Source organism: Acidithiobacillus sp., assembly GCF_023229925.1.
Lineage (GTDB): Bacteria > Pseudomonadota > Gammaproteobacteria > Acidithiobacillales > Acidithiobacillaceae > Acidithiobacillus.
Genome location: NZ_JALNYM010000001.1, coordinates 261,166 through 277,286, shown reverse-complemented (window position 1 = coordinate 277,286; position 16,121 = coordinate 261,166). Strand labels below are relative to the sequence as shown.

Genomic DNA, 16,121 nt, shown 5'->3' with positions numbered 1-16,121 from the left:
TCGCTCAGGCCTTTTCACTCATCAAACTGCCCGGTGGTATGGTGCCCCCCGTTGCTGCGCTCTTTAATATTTGCTGCACGGGCACATAGTATTTAAAAAATATTTGCTTGGTCGCCTTATCACTGAGCATGATCAACACCTGACCGGGGTGATTACCATTCGGATCAAGACCCGCTTCCAAGGTGATCGAAGAACTTTTCGGTATGTTTTGTTGCAGTTTTTTAACCGCGGCATTCAACTGTTCTGACGTGATTTTCGGGATCGATGTGGTGGATGCCTGACCTTTTGGTGGCCTACCCACGGCGGTCAACCCCACGTTTTTTTGCGATTCTCCCGCAGCAATCGCAGCGCCGTTTCCAGACGCAGTCTGCGGATTAGGTGCATGACCATTACGGATATGCGTTGCATCCATGAGACACCTCCGCCGGGCGAAAACCCCTCCCGGCGTTTGCCGGGAGGAAAATCACCAAGCCCTTTAACTTTTACGGTATGAGCTTGAGAAAGCTCTGCTGCAAAGAGTTTTCCTGCGCCAGGGTAGAAATACCGGCCTGTTGCAGAATCTGGTACTTGGTCATCTGCGACGTCGCCTGCGCGATATTCGCATCCTGCACCACCGACTGCGCCGACTGCAGATTGGTCGCCGTGGTCTGATCGTTGGCGACCGAGGCCTGAATCCGGTTTTGGGTGGCACCGAGAGCACCGTTTTGCTGATTCAGATAGTTGATCGCCTGGTCCATGATGCTGATAGCTTGCTGCGCTCCAGCCGCCGTACTGACATTGACCGAGGCAACCGACGAATTGGTGATTCCCGTAGCTGCGGTGTCGAATCCAATATTCCCACCATTCCCGATGGCGTAGGAACTGGAGGAGTTAAACTGCACCGCACCCTGGATCAGGACATTGGCCGAGCCGCTGGTGATCGCCTTGCCAACATTAGATATAGTGCTGCTGCCGCTCACCGCCTGCAAACTGCCCGTGGAACCCGAAGTCAAGCCCGCCCCAGACAAGGCTCCGCCCGCTGTCACACCCGCGGAGATGTTGATGTTGTTACCATTGGCGTTGGTAAGCACCAACTCCTGTGTTCCATTTACCGTCTGGGTAGTGGCAGAGGTACCCGTGATCGCTGCTTGATTATTGATGGCCGTAACCAGCGAACTCAAATTCGCCTGGCCATTAGAGCCGTTGGTCACCGATGCGGAAATATTTACCGCATTGGTGGGGCTGCCACTGCTACCATTACTCAGGGTGAAGGTATACGTACCGGAACTCGCCGTGAATGCAACGCTCGTGGTCGCCTGTGCCGACACTCCCGTCTGTGAAGAGACCGCGTTCACCGCAGAGGCCAAATTCGCCGCCGACTCCGTGGTGGAACTCACTCCGACGTAGGCATTTCCGGCTGAGCCCTGCACATCGATGCCGCTGGTACCCGTCCCACTGGCAAAGTTACCGACCCCACTCGCACTCAAGGTAAAGGCACCTCCGACCGCGTACCCACCCGTCTGGAAAGAACCCTCACTAGCGTAAACAGCACCAGACGTTGCCGTCGTGTAATTCCCCATCGCATTGGTTTGCGTGTTGCCGACCGACACATTGATGATCTGGTTGGCATTCGCCCCGACCTGAAAAGTCGAACCAGAAAAAGTGCCATCCAAAATATTCTGCCCATTAAATTGGGTCTGCGTCGCAATGGTCTGGACCTGGGCCAGCAACTGACTGACCACGCCCTGCAGAGCGGCACGGTCCTGAGTGGTATTAGAACCGTTCGCGGCCTGCACCGCCGTGGTACGGATTTGCTGCAGGAGGCTCGTCTGGTTCTGAATGGCACCGGTGGCCGTCTGCACCAGGGAGACGCCCTGATTACCATTGGACACCGCCTGATTCAGACCATTGATCTGCGTCTGAAAACGCTGGGCGATAGCGTAGCCGGCGGGGTTGTCGGCGGGGTTGTTGATGCTCTTACCGGTGGAGAGTTGCTGCAGATAGGTGTTCAAACTGCCTTGGGTACCATTCAAGGCATTGATCGTGTTCAAGGCTGCGGTATTGGTATTGATAATTCCTGAAATTGCCATGGTAATGCTCCTTTCTTAGGGATTAGGTGGCATCCTTGCCGTTCATGCGGGTGAATCCCACATGTCATTCATAACGGCACATGGCATAAAAACTTGAGCCGCTCAAGGCAACCACGCCTGCAACCAATCGTCGAGGCGATCTTCCAGCATCCAGCGTGCCCGCACCTGATCGCGCAGAGCATCACCGGCGGCGGCAAGCGCTGCCCGGTCCGAGATAGCCTCCCGGATTGCCTTCATCCAGTCGCGATACCGGTTGGCCACCCGCCAGACCGGAAAATCTCCCTGATAAGGCGTGATATTCGAGCAGACCACGGGAAAGCCCAGCACGCCGTATTCCAGTATTCGCAGATGGCTCTTGGCATCGTTAAAGGGGTTTTCTTCCAGCGGCGCGATAGCCAAATCCAGATCGAGGCTGGCCAGTTTGGCGGGATACTGCGGCAACGGTACACCGGGATGAAATTCATGCACATAAGGACGCAGGGCTTCGGGACAGAGTCCGAAAAACACCCACTCCACCGCGTTGGCGAGGTCACGCACCACGTCGGCCACCAACTCCAAATCGCCCGTATGCCCTACCCCGCCGGCCCAACCGACACGCGGCTTGGCGCCACCACGGCGACGCGGTAGCAGATCACCCCAGACCGCCCGCTCGACGCAGTTGGGCTGTACGCGCACTTCATCGCTGAAACCCTTGTAGGCCTGCGCCAGCGGTTCGGTAGCCACCACCAGACGATCACAAAAACCCGCCGCCTTGCGGAAACGCTTGGCGATGTCCTTGTGAATCTGTCCCTTGTGTACGCTTTTTACGGGCAGATTGGTGATGAGGTCGTCAATCTCGAAGACGCGGAAGGCCGTATGGAGACGCTTGTGGCGCTCCAGCGCTTCGATTTGCGGCCATTCCATCTGCCGCTGGAGGACAATACTGTCGGGGGAAAATCGCTCCATCTCGGCGGGCTCAAAAATCCGCATGGTCTCCCAGCCCTGCACTCTTCCGGCCGCTCGCAGCGCCCGCATGGGCGAGATGATGCGGTATTCACCGCAACCCTCCCGGTCGGCGGGATGCACCAGGATGCGCGGGCGTGGCCGCCATTCCGGGTCCCAAGTCAGAGCCGCCTCTCCCTCGATAAGAAAGTCGGTGCTCGCCAAACTGAGTTGCCGGTTATAGGCCGGATCGAAGGCCAGTTGCGGCAACCACTTGCGATAAAAGGCCATTTTTTCGCCGACAAAGCGTTTTTCTTTTTCCGGGCTGGGTTTCTGCTCTACTGCACCGCGCTGGCTGGCCGACCCTTCATGCAGCAGTATCGCCCAAGGGGTGAAGATGATTTTTTTGCCTTGCTCGCGCACCTTCAGACAGAGATCGACATCGTTATAGGAGACCTGAAATGCCTGCTCGTCTAGGGCACCCACCTGCTCATACAGGTTTTTACTGATCAGCAAACAGGCTCCAGTCACCGCCGAGAGATCTTGGGTCAACATCGCCCGCCCGAAGTACCCCCGAGAGTCCGCTGGCTGCCCGATAAAGGGATGTTCTGCCGGACCACGCATCCCGAGAATCACCCCGGCATGCTGAATGCGACTATCAGGAAAAAGCAGTTTTGCACCAACAATACCGACCTCCTGGCGCAGGGCGTGGCTCATCATTTCTTCCAGCCAATCTTCGTGCAGCACCGCCGTGTCATTGTTCAACAACAAGATAAATTCGCCGCGCGCCTGCTTTACCGCCGCGTTGTTCATCGCCGAAAAATTGAAGGGACCAGGGTAGGCAATTACCTGCAGCCGATCACTGAGGATTGCTTCTTGCTGACGCAGCAAATCGAGATAGGTGCGCGCCTCGGCCTCGTCACTATCGTTATCGATAATGAGAATTTCATAGTGCGGATAGTGCGTTTTTTCGATAATTGATTCCACACAACGCTGCAACATCTCCACCTGATTGCGGGTCGGGATCAGGATCGAGACTAGCGGTTGCCGTGGCAAAGGATAGCGCACCCGCGTAGAGGGCGGAAACGGCCCTGACTCCACACTGGCGGCGATACCCAGGCGCGCGAGATGGCGCTCCAACGCCGCCTTGCTGGCGGCAAGGATTTCTACAATGGATTTATCGCAATGCCCACTGCCTTGTAAGCGATGATAGAGTACCTGCGGAATGTGGCCGATGCCGACGTCTCCCAACAACTCCCAGGCGCGCAGAACAAAATCATAATCCTCCGCACCATCTGCCTGCGGATCAAAACCGCCCAATTGTTCAAAGAGCGATTTTTTGATTACCAACAAGCCACCCACATAAGGCAAGCTACGTAGATAATCGATATTCATGTCCGGCTTGCAATGCGGATTGACGTGTTGCCCGTCGGCAGTCAGAGAATCCTCATCGGTATAAATCAGTTGCCACTCGGGATGCCTGGCAATAGCCTGCTGAATGCGAAAGCTGGCATCGGGAGAAAGTTGATCACCGGCGTCGAGAAGAGAGATCCAGTCGGCATCGAGTGCTTTCAGCGCGATATTAAATGTCAGAAGGAGATCTCTCTTTTTTGGACACTCAACAACATCAGCAAAAGATGCCCACTGCGTAACCAGATACTCTTCAATGCATGCGCTCTTTTTATTTTTATCGCCAACAAGCACGCAACCAAGGCGCGTAGGTTGCGGATGCGAATCAAACCATGCTTGCGCCCATTGCTTTCCCTGTAGGAACCAGGGTTGATCATGCAGCCACGGTACGATAGCAGGTTCCGCATGGCACAGAACTCGGCCTGCCGTATCCTCAGCGGTGTACCCAGCCTGACCCGCGACCAAGGTAAAAACCCTCTCAAAGGCATGCGCTAACGTATGGTCAACCTGCCCACGCTCTTCCTCAAACGCAAGTGATTGCGGCGGTAAGTCGAACAATGCTCGGAGAGCATCACTTCTTGCCCAAAACATGCTCCCAGCAAAAAAACCGTCATCTCCTCTGTCCGCCAACGCAAGATCTGCTTTGAGCTTCTGAAAAGCAGGAAAAAGCGGCTGATTGGCCAACAGTAACCAGTACCCTGCAGGACCGACCAATCCAAGCTTGGGATCCTTATCAAACCGTGCGAGGATCTTCTCAACTGCTTCTGGATCTGCCAGCCTTTGCAATAAATCGAAGCGCCATTGATCACCATTGCGATGTTCGAGAATACATCCTCGCACTTGCTCTTCGGAAAGATCCTTTAAATGCGGAGATTTTTTGCTATGAAGAAAGAGAAGGTATTTTGCATCATTGGCTATTGCCGAACGCGCGAGCTCCAAGCGTGGAAGAATATCTCTCCCAATATTTTTAAAAACAAAAATATGGGCCGAAGGGAAATCTTGTTTTATTTTATTTAAAAAGAATTCCCCCTCTCTTGTCAAGGAAACAAACAACTCAAACTCCACATCTATTCTTTTTAAATAAGCTAGAAATTCTGGCCACAAATCTACATAATAAAGGTGCAGGATGACAGAAAACGCCGCATGGCCTAACCCCTCAGAAAAAGATTCATCATAATTACAGTATTTAACATTCGAATTTAAGATACTAACCTGTCTTTTCTGGAGCGGATATGAACCTGCAAAAACTTTAGAACATAACCGCGAAAGTGTATTCTGTCTTTCCAATTCCACCTCAGGAGTAATATCAGAAAACTTTCGATATACCTTTTCGTATATCTCTGAAAAATTGGCAATCTTAGAAAGACTATTATCCGCCTCTACGCGATGGTGAACCTCAACAGTTATTTTTGGAACATGAGAAACCACAAATCTTTCTGATATACGCAGCAAAAACTCCCAGTCTTCATGATTACCTCCAAAGTCTTCGCAGAAGCCACCAGTATCGTCAAATATTTTCCTTGTGTGCCCCCAACAACAAATAGGAATAAAGTTCGCAACGAGCAGACGGTCTCGACTATATCCACAATTACCAAATTGCTTGGCCCTACTAATTTCTCTGAACTCTCCAGCTATTTCTTTCTCAATTACATAATCCGATTCAGTATAGCAAAAATCGTATTTCCCAGACCGCATATGCTGGATAATAATTTCTACATGCTCTCTCTGGTATACATCATCGTCATCCAGATAAACTATGATATCCCCATGCGAGGCCTGAATAGCCTGATTTCTTCTGAGCGCCTGCCCCCCGTTTTCAGAAAACGAAAGATAGGAAAATCTGACCTCATGAAGCGTATCTACCAAAACGCTTTCAACTGGTTCGCCCCCATCATTTAACACCATTACCTCTAGATTTCGATATGACTGAGCATAAACACTTCGCAACGCGCGCCGCAACATTTCAGGACGATTGAGCGTCAAAATAATTATTGAAACTAGCGGATTTGTTTCATACAAAGCATCTTCATCACAAAACTCAGTCGTTTTCTGAGCCTCATAAGGGGAGAACACTTCTTGCTTTTTTCTGGATCGTTCAAAAGAACCTCTAAAGAGAGGAATAGATTCAATTTCTTGTCTTGTAAGAAATCTTTTTCGCAGCGTTACAGTCATGGAATCTACTGCACGTGCTGTTCTTTTTATTTCCTCGAAATCTATACCAGCAGAAGACAATGACCTTCCAACGTCGCTTAAATGAAATTCCAACTCCACCACGTCAAAGCGGTAATCATTCCAACCTATGTACCAAAACCATTCTGTGTAATACAGCCAACTTCTCTCATTGAAAGCACGAACATGAGTAGGATCTTGCCAAGCACCCCAGGATAAATCGTAAGGAACATGTACTTGCAGGATCCCTCCACAAGTCAAAATTTCAATACAATTGGTCATCACCATGACGAGATCGTGAACATGCTCCAGCACATCATTGCACATGATTTGCTCAAACATATTCCTACCGAGAACAACAGGACCAAAACGCGATGTCGAAAACGTTTGTCCAACGATGCTCTCAGAAAAATCACATTTAATGTCTGGAAGAAATAGATCGTTTATATCAATATTTAGAAATTCATCACGCCAATCTTTTCCGCTACCAAGATTTATTATAGATGGAATATCAACAAATTTATCTAATTCTTTCGAATAGAAAGAAATGGCTTTTTCCAAAATTTTAGATTCACTTTTTCTTTTTATCAACTCATAACCATTGGAAGAAACACGGCATCTCATTTCATCATCCGAAAGGGCCTCCAGCGCTACATCAATTATCTGTTCATAGGAACAGAATCTTACACCCTCGGAAAATTCCGTCTCTATCGGATCAGAGCCACTTTCCGACAAGAGAAATAAGGCATTACTCAAAAGGTAACATGCCCTAACCTGCTCGAATATTTTCGCATCATAATAATGAATATTAACCACCACCTTAGATCTCTCTAATAACTTATCAAGTTCTACTCCATACACCCCGGTTACTGCAACAACCGCAACATTCATTCCTAAAAGTTCATCAATTATTTTTTTTCTTCTGGCATTTACAGCCCCATAAAACAGAATGTCTATGTCTTTATTATTTTTCTTCTCTACTCTTTCCAAGCATCTATGATAGCCAAGAGGAACATGCACAATATTATCTATTCCGTGAGCTTCTAGGTTTTTTATATTTACTTGACTATAATCCCAAACAATATATTTCTTTAATAAATCCATATACCCAGTATCAAACCATTGGGAATTTCCATCGACCTGCTCAAAGTTATATATAACTATATTATCTTCCGAGAAATCAAAGCGTTCCAGAAGATGTGCACACAAAACGATATTTAGAAAGCAGCCTTTCCGGATGTGACTTCCCGTCAAGATATGAAACCCAAGGTCCTGCAAAGCAGCCGACAGCAACTCCACCACGTCCCCAAAACTTTTTTGCTCTTCCCCGCCACCAACAACAATGCTTATAACAGGAGTCATAATAGTCACCCTCAGAAAAACGCGGTCAGCTGATGTAATTAAACAAACTCAACCCCTGCACCTGCGCAAAGGCCTTTTGCGCCGCCTGCAGAGCAGTGGTGCTTTGCTGAAATTGCGTGATTACCTGTGGGTAGCTGATATCAGCCAGGCTGCCCTGCGTGGTCTGAAATTGCTGGGTAAGATTGGCGCTCATGGTCTGCACACTCTGGGCCTGTTGCAGTTGTGATCCGATCTGGCTCTGCGTGCTGAGCAGAGTGGTTTGCGCCTGACTGAGATTGGCGAGAACGTTGCTGATATCCTGGGCGCGTTGCGTGTTGGCGCCCGGCGATCCTCCGCCCGCCTGAAAGGCCGTGATAAGGTGATTAAAGGTCTGAAACAAGCTCTGCGGCTGAGCGGCGGCAAGGGTAAACGAAGCGCTCTGCCCGACGCCCGGTTGCCCGTTGGTGGGCACACTGATAAAGGGGCTGCTGCCTGGTGTGCTGGGTATGGCTATGCTCTGGCCCGGCGTGTAGCTGCCGGATACCACCGTCCCGGAACTGCCGCTCCAGCCTGATGAACCCACCTGCCCCGTGCCGCTGCTCACGCTATAGGTCAGGCCGCTGGAACCGTTATTGCTGATCGTCACCTGATACTGTGCGCCATTCACCACGAACTGGTCATTAGCGGCGGCCTGATTCAAAACGCTTCCCGGTCCCAAAGTGGTGGTCCCCACATCGGTGGCGGTACCACTCACCGTAAAACTGCCATTTCCCGCCGGGATATTCATAAAAACCGAATTCCCTGCCTGCGACACCGGCGCCGTCAGCCCCGGTCCAATCTCGAGGGTTTTTTGGCCGGAATCACCCAGATACTGCACCTGGTTATTACTCTGCAATTGAAATGGCGTCACACCCGACTGCGAACCCGCAAAGACATAGGTGCCATTGGCATCCTGGGTATTCGCCATCTGTACCAGTTGCTGCAAGTTACCTTGCATGGTAGTCACCGCATTCTGCAGATCGCTGGGGCTGACGGTGGCGTTGTTCATCTGCACCGCCAGTTGCTGCACCTGATCGATCAGGGTCCCAACGCCCTGCAGGGCACTGGAACTTAGTTGCAGGTTCTGCTGGGCATACTGATTACTCTGCTGGTAGCCGCTGAGGTTGGCGATCTGACTGTTGAGGTTGAGCACCTGGGCATTAGCCACCGGGTTGCTCGCCGGGTTGATCAACGCATTGCCAGTGGAAAGCTGCTGACTGAGGGTGTTCAACGTGCTCTGCTGATTCAGCATGCCGCTTAAGCTGCTTTGAAAGAATTCAGAAGTGCTGACACGCATGTTGAATCTCCTTATAGGGCCTGAATGAGGGACGTGAACAGCGTGTTTCCCACCGAAATGGCCTTGGCGGCGGCCTGATAGGCCTGTTGATAGAGGATCAGGTTGGCGGCCTCCTGATTGAGATTGACTCCAGACACCGACTGCTGGGAGGCCTGTGCCTGCTGCAGGACCGTCGCCTGGGCTTGCGCTCTGGTCTGCGCCTGCCCGGCCTGGGACGCCACTTGGGTGATCAATTGCGCCGCGCTGCCATTGAAGGTCGCGCTGCCATTACTCATGACCTTGCCGGTAGCCAGCGCGGCCATGGCCTGCGCATTGCCATTACTACCCACGCCGCCCGGACTGAGGGTAAAGGCGTCGCCCGATGCCGCCAGACTGCCGCTGAGATTCACCTGCCAGTAGCCGCCGGGCGGGTTGGGATTCTGGATAGCGATGCTGGTACCCGACCCGCCCAGAGACACGCGGCCACTGGTGATCACCCCGGCGCCCCCACTCCCCGAGCTGATCTGGAAACTGACGGCTGCACTGCCCGACCCTCCCTGCGTGAAGGTGACCTGCAATGGCGTCGGGAAACTGGCCAGCCCGGAGACCAGCCTGGCACCGGCGCTCTTGCTACTCACATACTGACCCGCAGACAGGGTCATATTGCCGAGATTGGTGTTGACCAGGCTGCCGCTGACCACCTGCCCCGGACTACTGACATAGGGGCTGGCGGCGGCGATGCCCGAGGGATCGGTCATTACGGTCTGCATATTGCTGGCGCCCAAACGGGTGGGCTCGATGAGAAAGCTATTGCCGGAGACCGCGCCCGAGACACTGACGCTGAAGCCCAAACTCCCGAAGTTCAAGGTAGTCACACCGCTGCTGACGCTGGTGGTGGCCACTACCTGTCCACTGCCGCGATCCGCCAGCGTCCAGTTACCGCCGCCCGCATTTGTCAGAATATAATCGGAGGCGGTCAGCGCGCCGCCATGGGTAATACTGCCGCTGATGATTGCACTACCCGCATTCGCCTGATTGGCAAAAATCTGCACACCGCCCGTGGCAAAGAGCGCCGTGCCGCTGCTGCCGTTGAGATTCAGCCCCTGCGCCTGCTGCGCGTTGAGGGCCGCCGCTAAGCCGTCGGCCAATTGCCCCAAGCCATTCTGGGCAGGGTGGAGGGACTGGCTGCGGAACTGCAGCAGGCCACCGAGGGTACCGCCGCTGAGGTTATGGCTGATGTTCGCGCCATTGCCGGCGTAGGCGACGTCCATGGTCTGCTGGTTGTAGGCGCTGGGCTGGGTTTTGAGTTCGAAGGATTTGCTGCCCGCCACCAGCACCTGCCCGTTGCTGAGATAGACGTTGATCTGACTGTTGTTCTGATGCAGCACTTGCACGCCCACCTGGCCGTTCAACTGGGTGAGGAGCTGGTCACGCTGGTCGAGGAGGTCGTTGGCCGCACCATTACCCGCGCCCTGCAAGGTGGATATCTGCGTATTCAATTGGGCGATCTGCTGGCTGAGATCATTGATCTGGGTGACCGACTGACCGATTTGCTGGTTGACGCCGGCACCGATGCTGCTTAATTGCTGACCGAGGGACTGAAAAGTCTGGCTGAGGTTCTGGGCATTGCTGAGCATGCTCTGACGCGCGGGCATATCGCTGGGACTGGCGGCCACCTGCGCCACCCCGGAAAAAAACTGGCTGACCTGTGAACTGACGCCGCCGTTATTGAGTATGCCGAGAACCTGCTGCAACGAACTGGAAAGCGTGGCCTGGCCACTCGCGCTGGCGGTCGCCGACCATACCTGCCCTTGCAGAAAACTGCTGTAACTCCGCTGCACCGTCGTGATCTGGGTGCCGTTGCCATAGTACTGCCCCCCGATGAAAGTGGGCGTGGTGGTAGACTGCACTACGTTTTCCTGGCTATAGCCGGGGGTGTTGACGTTGGCGATGTTATTGCCGGTTACCTGCAGCGCATTTTGCGCGGCCTGCAGTCCCGTAAGCGCTGTATTGACGATTCCGCTGATTCCCGACATCTTACGCACTCCCCAAGGAACGACCCGGACCAGCATGATCACCATATACGGCGGTCTTCTGCCCCTGCAGAAGCGCCAGCGCATCCCGCAACGCGGCACTGGCAAGGCGCACCGCATGATCCAGTTCGCTATATGCTTCCTGCAGGCCTAGCACCGCCTGATTCAGATCCGGAGCGGGTGCCGCATTACCAACCATTTCCGCACGCAATTGCAATAAACGCCGGGCCAGAAAATTTCTCCGCTCCGAATCGGGTAAACCCTGTCCCCAGTCAGCGCGCGCCAAGCATGCCTTCTGTAGCTGCAGTAAGCTGGTCAACGCCTGCACCGTTTCCAGCTCATATTGCCCTGGGGTCATCTCGCCCATGCCGCCTTCTTTCTCCCGATCGCAGAAAACCCTGCTTTCCATCATTAACGACACAAAAACTGCCGGAGTTTAGCCACCGGCAGCGCCTTGCGGAAGCCCGGCCATCACCTGTTCCATCAATGGGCTATCGGCCACTGCCACCAGTTTGCCGGCATATTGTGGATCGCTGGCATACCCGCCCTGCTGCAGGGCCTCTGCGAAAGCCGCAACATTATTCCCCTGCCCCAGCGCGGACTGGTAACGCGGATTATCGAGCAGCAGTTGGGCGTAGTTCTGCACACTGGCGCGGAAACTGCCATAGGCGCGAAAAGCAGCCGTTTCCACCTGATTCACGCCATTCTCAAATTCGTGAGTCAGACTGCTCACCGATGGTCCCTGCCAGCTACCAGACCCCTTTATACCGAAGAGGTTATTTCCGGCCACATGGCTGCCCCAACCGGTTTCCAGAGCGGCCTGAGCGATGATGGCCTTGGGCGCGACACCCAGTTTCCGCGCTACGGACTGTACGGCCGGCAGGATGGCGGCGACAAAGGCGGTGGCCTGCCGGACCAGCGCCCGCGATGGTTTGACCCAGGACGGCGATGCCGCTGCGGGAGATGGCAGGGCGGCATTGCGCCCTGGAACCGGCATGTTCCCTTCGGCCAGCGCAGGTTTGCCATGTTCACCCCAGTGCAAGTGGTAACGACTGGCGATCTCCCTGGCGAGGGTCTGCGCGACACCCATCCCCTGACCCTGACTGACGGTTTGCGCGATCTGCTGGTTGAACATCGACTTGAACATCGGCCCGGCATTTTTCCCAGTAAGGTCGGAACCAAATGAAGTGGCAGACATCGCCGAAAGCATTTCCTGCATCAGCACCGCCTCAAACTGTTTAGCGACCGCCATAATAGACTGTGGGTTGTGCGCCTGCGCATCACTGCGCAGTTGCGCCAGACCCGAGAAATTCAGGGCATCGCTGGCCGCCGCGGATGCCGCTTTCGGGTTGATATTCACCGCCTGGGTGCTGGCGCTGAGACTTACGGGGCCACTCATACTACCTCCAGTTGCGCATGCAGTGCGCCTGCAGCCTTCATGGCCTGCAGTATGGCGATCAGGTCGGTGGGCGTCGCACCCACCGCATTCAAGGCACGCACGACGGCCTCCAGACTCACGCCCGGCTTAAACATCAGCAGCTTGGCGTTGGACTGGTTAATGTTCACATTGGCTTGCGGAATTGCCACGGTCTGGCCGGCTCCCAGCGGATTCGGCTGACTGACGAGATACTTCTGAGAGATGGTTACCGAGAGGTTACCGTGGGCGACGGCACAGGAACCCAAGGTCACATTCTGGCCCAGCACCACGGTCCCGCTGCGCGCGTCAATAATCACCTTGGCGAGCGGGGTTTCCGGGGTGACGTCCAGATTCTCGATCTCGGAAAGGAAGGTCACCCGCGCCCCCGGTGATGTCGGGGCCTGCACTGTGACCTCCCCTGCGTTCATCGCCTCGGCAATGCCAGAGCCCAGTTGCTGATTGATGACGTCCGCAATCCGCGCGGCGGTGGTAAAGCTCGGGGTATGCAGTTCCAGGGTCATGGGTCCGGCCTGATCGAATCCATTGGAGACGGTGCGCTCCACATTCGCCCCATTGGGGATGGTACCGGCCGTCGTCACGTTGACCTGTGCCGAGGCGCCGTTACTACTGGCCCCAAAACCGCTGACGATCAGATTGCCCTGAGCGACGGCATAGGTCTGCCCATCCGCACCTTTCAACGGCGTCATCAGCAAGGTGCCCCCCATCAGGCTGCTGGCATTGCCGACTGCCGACACCGTGACATTAATGGTCTGCCCAGGTTGCGCAAAGGGCGGCAGATGGGCCGTCACGATCACTGCGGCCACATCTTTGGGCTGCAGATTGGTGGCTACGGAAGCCGGAAGGTTGATACCGAGGCGCTGAAACATATTCAGCAGGGACTGTGTGGTATAGGGCACCTGAGTAGCTTGGTCGCCTGTTCCGTTCAGCCCCACCACCAGTCCGTAGCCCACCAACTGGTTGCTGCGCACACCGCCGACCGTAGCCAGATTGCGCACGGTTTCCGCATGCGCTCCGACCAGATACCCGAGCGCTGGTGTCATGGTTATCAGTATCAGCAGAAGTCCTTTCCAACGAAGCGTTCTCATGATCGGACCTTATCGGTTAAAACGGCCACAGCGACAGGAAAAAGCGCGCCAGCCAGGGCATCCGCGCCGCCGAATAAATACTGCCGTCGCCGCTATATTCCACCCGTGCATCTGCAATCTGGGTCGAGAGGATAGTGTTTTGCGGCGTCACGTCAGCGGGCCGCACGATCCCGGCCACCCGAATGTATTCATGCCCGCCATTCAGCAACACCTCTTTGGATCCCTCAATCACCAGATTGCCATTCCCCTGCACCCGCACCACCGTCACTTCCAGCATCGCCGTAAAGGTATTGCTCTGGGTCGTGGCACCGGTACCACCATATTTCTGGCCGCTGGTAGCTCCCATACTGGGGCTGAAAGGGCTGCCCGCCACGCTGCCAAAGGCGGGGGTGATACCGAAGAAATTGGTCAGCGCCGCATTCAGCGAATCCGAGGTGTTGATGGCGGTGTTGGTATTATTGGAAGCGCTGGAGTTCTCCTGAATCAGCACCGTGATGAGATCTCCGATGCGATTGGCCCGGTTGTCATTAAACAGGGAAACATTGGTCCCCGTCTGCCAGATAGCCCCGTTGGCGGGGTGCGCGGCAAGAGATTCCGGCTTTGCCGGGATGGGCAGAGGCGTCAGCGGCTTCAGGTCGCGGTGGCCCTTCAACGTAGCGCAGGCGCCAAGACTGAACAGGCATCCGACGACCATGACGACACGGGCAAAGCCGCGCCAACCATTAGAAAGGAGGCCATTCAGGCCGCCCAGGATCATCATTTCGCCTCCCCGCGCGCGCATCAACTGTCCTCAAAGATTCTGGGTGAGATACTGCAGCATGGAATCGGATGTGGACACCGCCTTGCTGTTAATCTCGTAGGCACGCTGGGTGGAGATCATATTTACCAGTTCTGATACCACATTGACGTTGGAAGATTCCAGGTAACCCTGCTGCACGGAACCGAGACCATTCAGGGTCGGCTGGCCGGTCTGGGGCGCACCGGAAGAGCCCGTCTGCAAGTAGAGATTGTCACCGATACTCTGCAGACCCGTGGGATTGATAAAATTGGCGAGCTGGATGGTACCCACCTGCTGCGGCTGCGCCTGTCCGGGCAACACCACCGATACCGTCCCATCGCTACCGATGGTGATGGATTGCGAGTTGGGCGGGATGGTGACTGGCGGCTGCAAAAGATAACCGTTGGACGTGACCAACTGTCCCTGATTATTCATCTGAAAGGTGCCATCCCGAGAATAAGCTATCGTGCCGTTGGGCTGCATGACCTGGAAAAAACCTTGCCCATTGACGCCCACGTCCAGGGAATTACCCGTCTGAGTAAGATTACCCTGGGTCATAAGACGCTCTGTGGACACTATCCGCACCCCGGTACCCAGTTGCAGACCGGAAGGATACTGCGTCGTCTGGGAAGACTGCGCACCGGGCTGACGCAAATTTTGATACAGCAAGTCCTGAAAGACCGCCCGGGATTGTTTGAAACCGGTGGTATTCACGTTCGCCAGATTATTGGCGATGACGTCCATCTTGGTTTGCTCGCCTTCCAGACCGGTAGCGGCCACATAGAGGGATCGCATCATTGGGCATTGCTCCTGTTTATCATGGCACCACGAGCAGTTGAGTGGCGCTTTGCTGGTCTTGCGAAACGGTCTGCATCAGCTTGGTCTGAATTTCAAACTGACGACTGTCCTGCAGCATCTGGATCATGCTATTCACCGGATTGACATTACTGCCTTCCAGCGCGCCCGGCTCCAGCACGACGTTGGCATTCTCCGGCGCGGATTTGCCGCCGCTGGTCTGAAAGAGGCCATCGGCGCCTTTCTGCAAAGTCTTTTCCGGCGGATTCACCAGCTTGATCTGGTTAATGGCCATGACCGCGTCGGGCTGGCTCCCCACGGGGACGCCGGAGACTACCCCGTCGGCACCGATCACCAGAGATTGCATAGGGGGCAGAGAAATGGGCGCGCCGTTAACGCCCAGCACGGGATGACCTGTGGCCGTCGTCAGAATACCTTGTCCGCTGATCTGCAGATTGCCGTCACGCGTATACGCTTCCTGTCCGCTGGGACCCTGCACCGCGAGCCAGCCCTGGCCATTGACCGCCACATCCAATGGCCGCCCCGTATGCACCACCGGCCCGGACTGGAAATCCACACTCTGGTTCACTGTCGCTGTATAGGCGCGGGTTGGCAGGCCCTGACCGTACACCGGCAAGGCGCTGAACTGGGCCTCGTCAGCGCGAAAACCGGTGGTGTTGGCATTGGCCAGATTGTTGGCGGTTACCGTCTGCCGCTGCAGAATCGCGCGGGCTCCAGTCATGGCAATGTAGAGGGTATCCATAGTC

The 16,121-nt window shown here is 54.8% G+C and carries 11 protein-coding genes; all 11 read right to left on the bottom strand.

Translation table 11 applies throughout. The features are described 5' to 3' along the window. Positions 1-4 precede the first annotated feature (4 nt). Positions 5-412, bottom strand: coding sequence for a hypothetical protein (locus tag M0P56_RS01445; RefSeq protein ID WP_291508274.1), 408 nt, complete (start codon positions 410-412; stop codon positions 5-7). A 70-nt stretch (positions 413-482) separates the two neighbouring features. Then, positions 483-2,069 (bottom strand): flagellin, encoded by a 1,587-nt coding sequence (locus M0P56_RS01440; RefSeq protein ID WP_291508273.1) that lies wholly within the window; start codon positions 2,067-2,069, stop codon positions 483-485. 102 nt (positions 2,070-2,171) lie between these two features. Further along, a complete protein-coding gene (locus M0P56_RS01435; RefSeq protein WP_291508272.1) occupies positions 2,172-7,931 on the bottom strand; it encodes a glycosyltransferase in 5,760 nt (1,919 codons plus the stop codon). Positions 7,932-7,956: 25 nt separating this feature from the next. Then, on the bottom strand, positions 7,957-9,246 hold the full coding sequence (flgL, locus tag M0P56_RS01430; RefSeq protein ID WP_291508271.1) for a flagellar hook-associated protein FlgL: 1,290 nt from the start codon (positions 9,244-9,246) through the stop codon (positions 7,957-7,959). Between the two features lie 11 nt (positions 9,247-9,257). After that, complete coding sequence (gene flgK, locus M0P56_RS01425; protein ID WP_291508270.1) at positions 9,258-11,261, bottom strand: flagellar hook-associated protein FlgK; 2,004 nt, start codon at positions 11,259-11,261, stop codon at positions 9,258-9,260. Position 11,262: 1 nt separating this feature from the next. Further along, positions 11,263-11,625: a hypothetical protein gene (locus tag M0P56_RS01420; RefSeq protein ID WP_291508269.1), complete on the bottom strand. Its 363-nt coding sequence runs from the start codon at positions 11,623-11,625 to the stop codon at positions 11,263-11,265. A 69-nt stretch (positions 11,626-11,694) separates the two neighbouring features. Beyond that, entirely contained in the window at positions 11,695-12,657 is a 963-nt protein-coding gene (gene flgJ, locus M0P56_RS01415) for a flagellar assembly peptidoglycan hydrolase FlgJ (RefSeq protein ID WP_291508268.1), read from the bottom strand. After that, on the bottom strand, positions 12,654-13,781 hold the full coding sequence (locus M0P56_RS01410) for a flagellar basal body P-ring protein FlgI (RefSeq protein WP_291508267.1): 1,128 nt from the start codon (positions 13,779-13,781) through the stop codon (positions 12,654-12,656). Before M0P56_RS01410 ends, flgJ begins: the two co-directional genes overlap by 4 nt. A 16-nt stretch (positions 13,782-13,797) precedes the next feature. Further along, positions 13,798-14,562, bottom strand: a complete 765-nt coding sequence (locus M0P56_RS01405) for a flagellar basal body L-ring protein FlgH (RefSeq protein ID WP_291508266.1) — start codon at positions 14,560-14,562, stop codon at positions 13,798-13,800. Between the two features lie 9 nt (positions 14,563-14,571). Further along, positions 14,572-15,357, bottom strand: a complete 786-nt coding sequence (gene flgG, locus M0P56_RS01400; RefSeq protein ID WP_291508265.1) for a flagellar basal-body rod protein FlgG — start codon at positions 15,355-15,357, stop codon at positions 14,572-14,574. A gap of 19 nt (positions 15,358-15,376) precedes the next feature. After that, positions 15,377-16,117, bottom strand: a complete 741-nt coding sequence (gene flgF / locus M0P56_RS01395; protein WP_291508264.1) for a flagellar basal-body rod protein FlgF — start codon at positions 16,115-16,117, stop codon at positions 15,377-15,379. Between the last annotated feature and the right edge of the window lie 4 nt (positions 16,118-16,121).

Excerpts from the sequence above, each read along its gene's own strand:
- M0P56_RS01445 (WP_291508274.1), bottom strand. The coding sequence starts at position 412 with ATGGATGCAACGCATATCCGTAATGGTCATGCACCTAATCCGCAGACT.
- M0P56_RS01440 (WP_291508273.1), bottom strand. The coding sequence starts at position 2,069 with ATGGCAATTTCAGGAATTATCAATACCAATACCGCAGCCTTGAACACG.
- M0P56_RS01435 (WP_291508272.1), bottom strand. The coding sequence starts at position 7,931 with ATGACTCCTGTTATAAGCATTGTTGTTGGTGGCGGGGAAGAGCAAAAA.
- flgL (WP_291508271.1), bottom strand. The coding sequence starts at position 9,246 with ATGCGTGTCAGCACTTCTGAATTCTTTCAAAGCAGCTTAAGCGGCATG.
- flgK (WP_291508270.1), bottom strand. The coding sequence starts at position 11,261 with ATGTCGGGAATCAGCGGAATCGTCAATACAGCGCTTACGGGACTGCAG.
- M0P56_RS01420 (WP_291508269.1), bottom strand. The coding sequence starts at position 11,625 with ATGGGCGAGATGACCCCAGGGCAATATGAGCTGGAAACGGTGCAGGCG.
- flgJ (WP_291508268.1), bottom strand. The coding sequence starts at position 12,657 with ATGAGTGGCCCCGTAAGTCTCAGCGCCAGCACCCAGGCGGTGAATATC.
- M0P56_RS01410 (WP_291508267.1), bottom strand. The coding sequence starts at position 13,781 with ATGAGAACGCTTCGTTGGAAAGGACTTCTGCTGATACTGATAACCATG.
- M0P56_RS01405 (WP_291508266.1), bottom strand. The coding sequence starts at position 14,562 with ATGCGCGCGCGGGGAGGCGAAATGATGATCCTGGGCGGCCTGAATGGC.
- flgG (WP_291508265.1), bottom strand. The coding sequence starts at position 15,357 with ATGATGCGATCCCTCTATGTGGCCGCTACCGGTCTGGAAGGCGAGCAA.
- flgF (WP_291508264.1), bottom strand. The coding sequence starts at position 16,117 with ATGGATACCCTCTACATTGCCATGACTGGAGCCCGCGCGATTCTGCAG.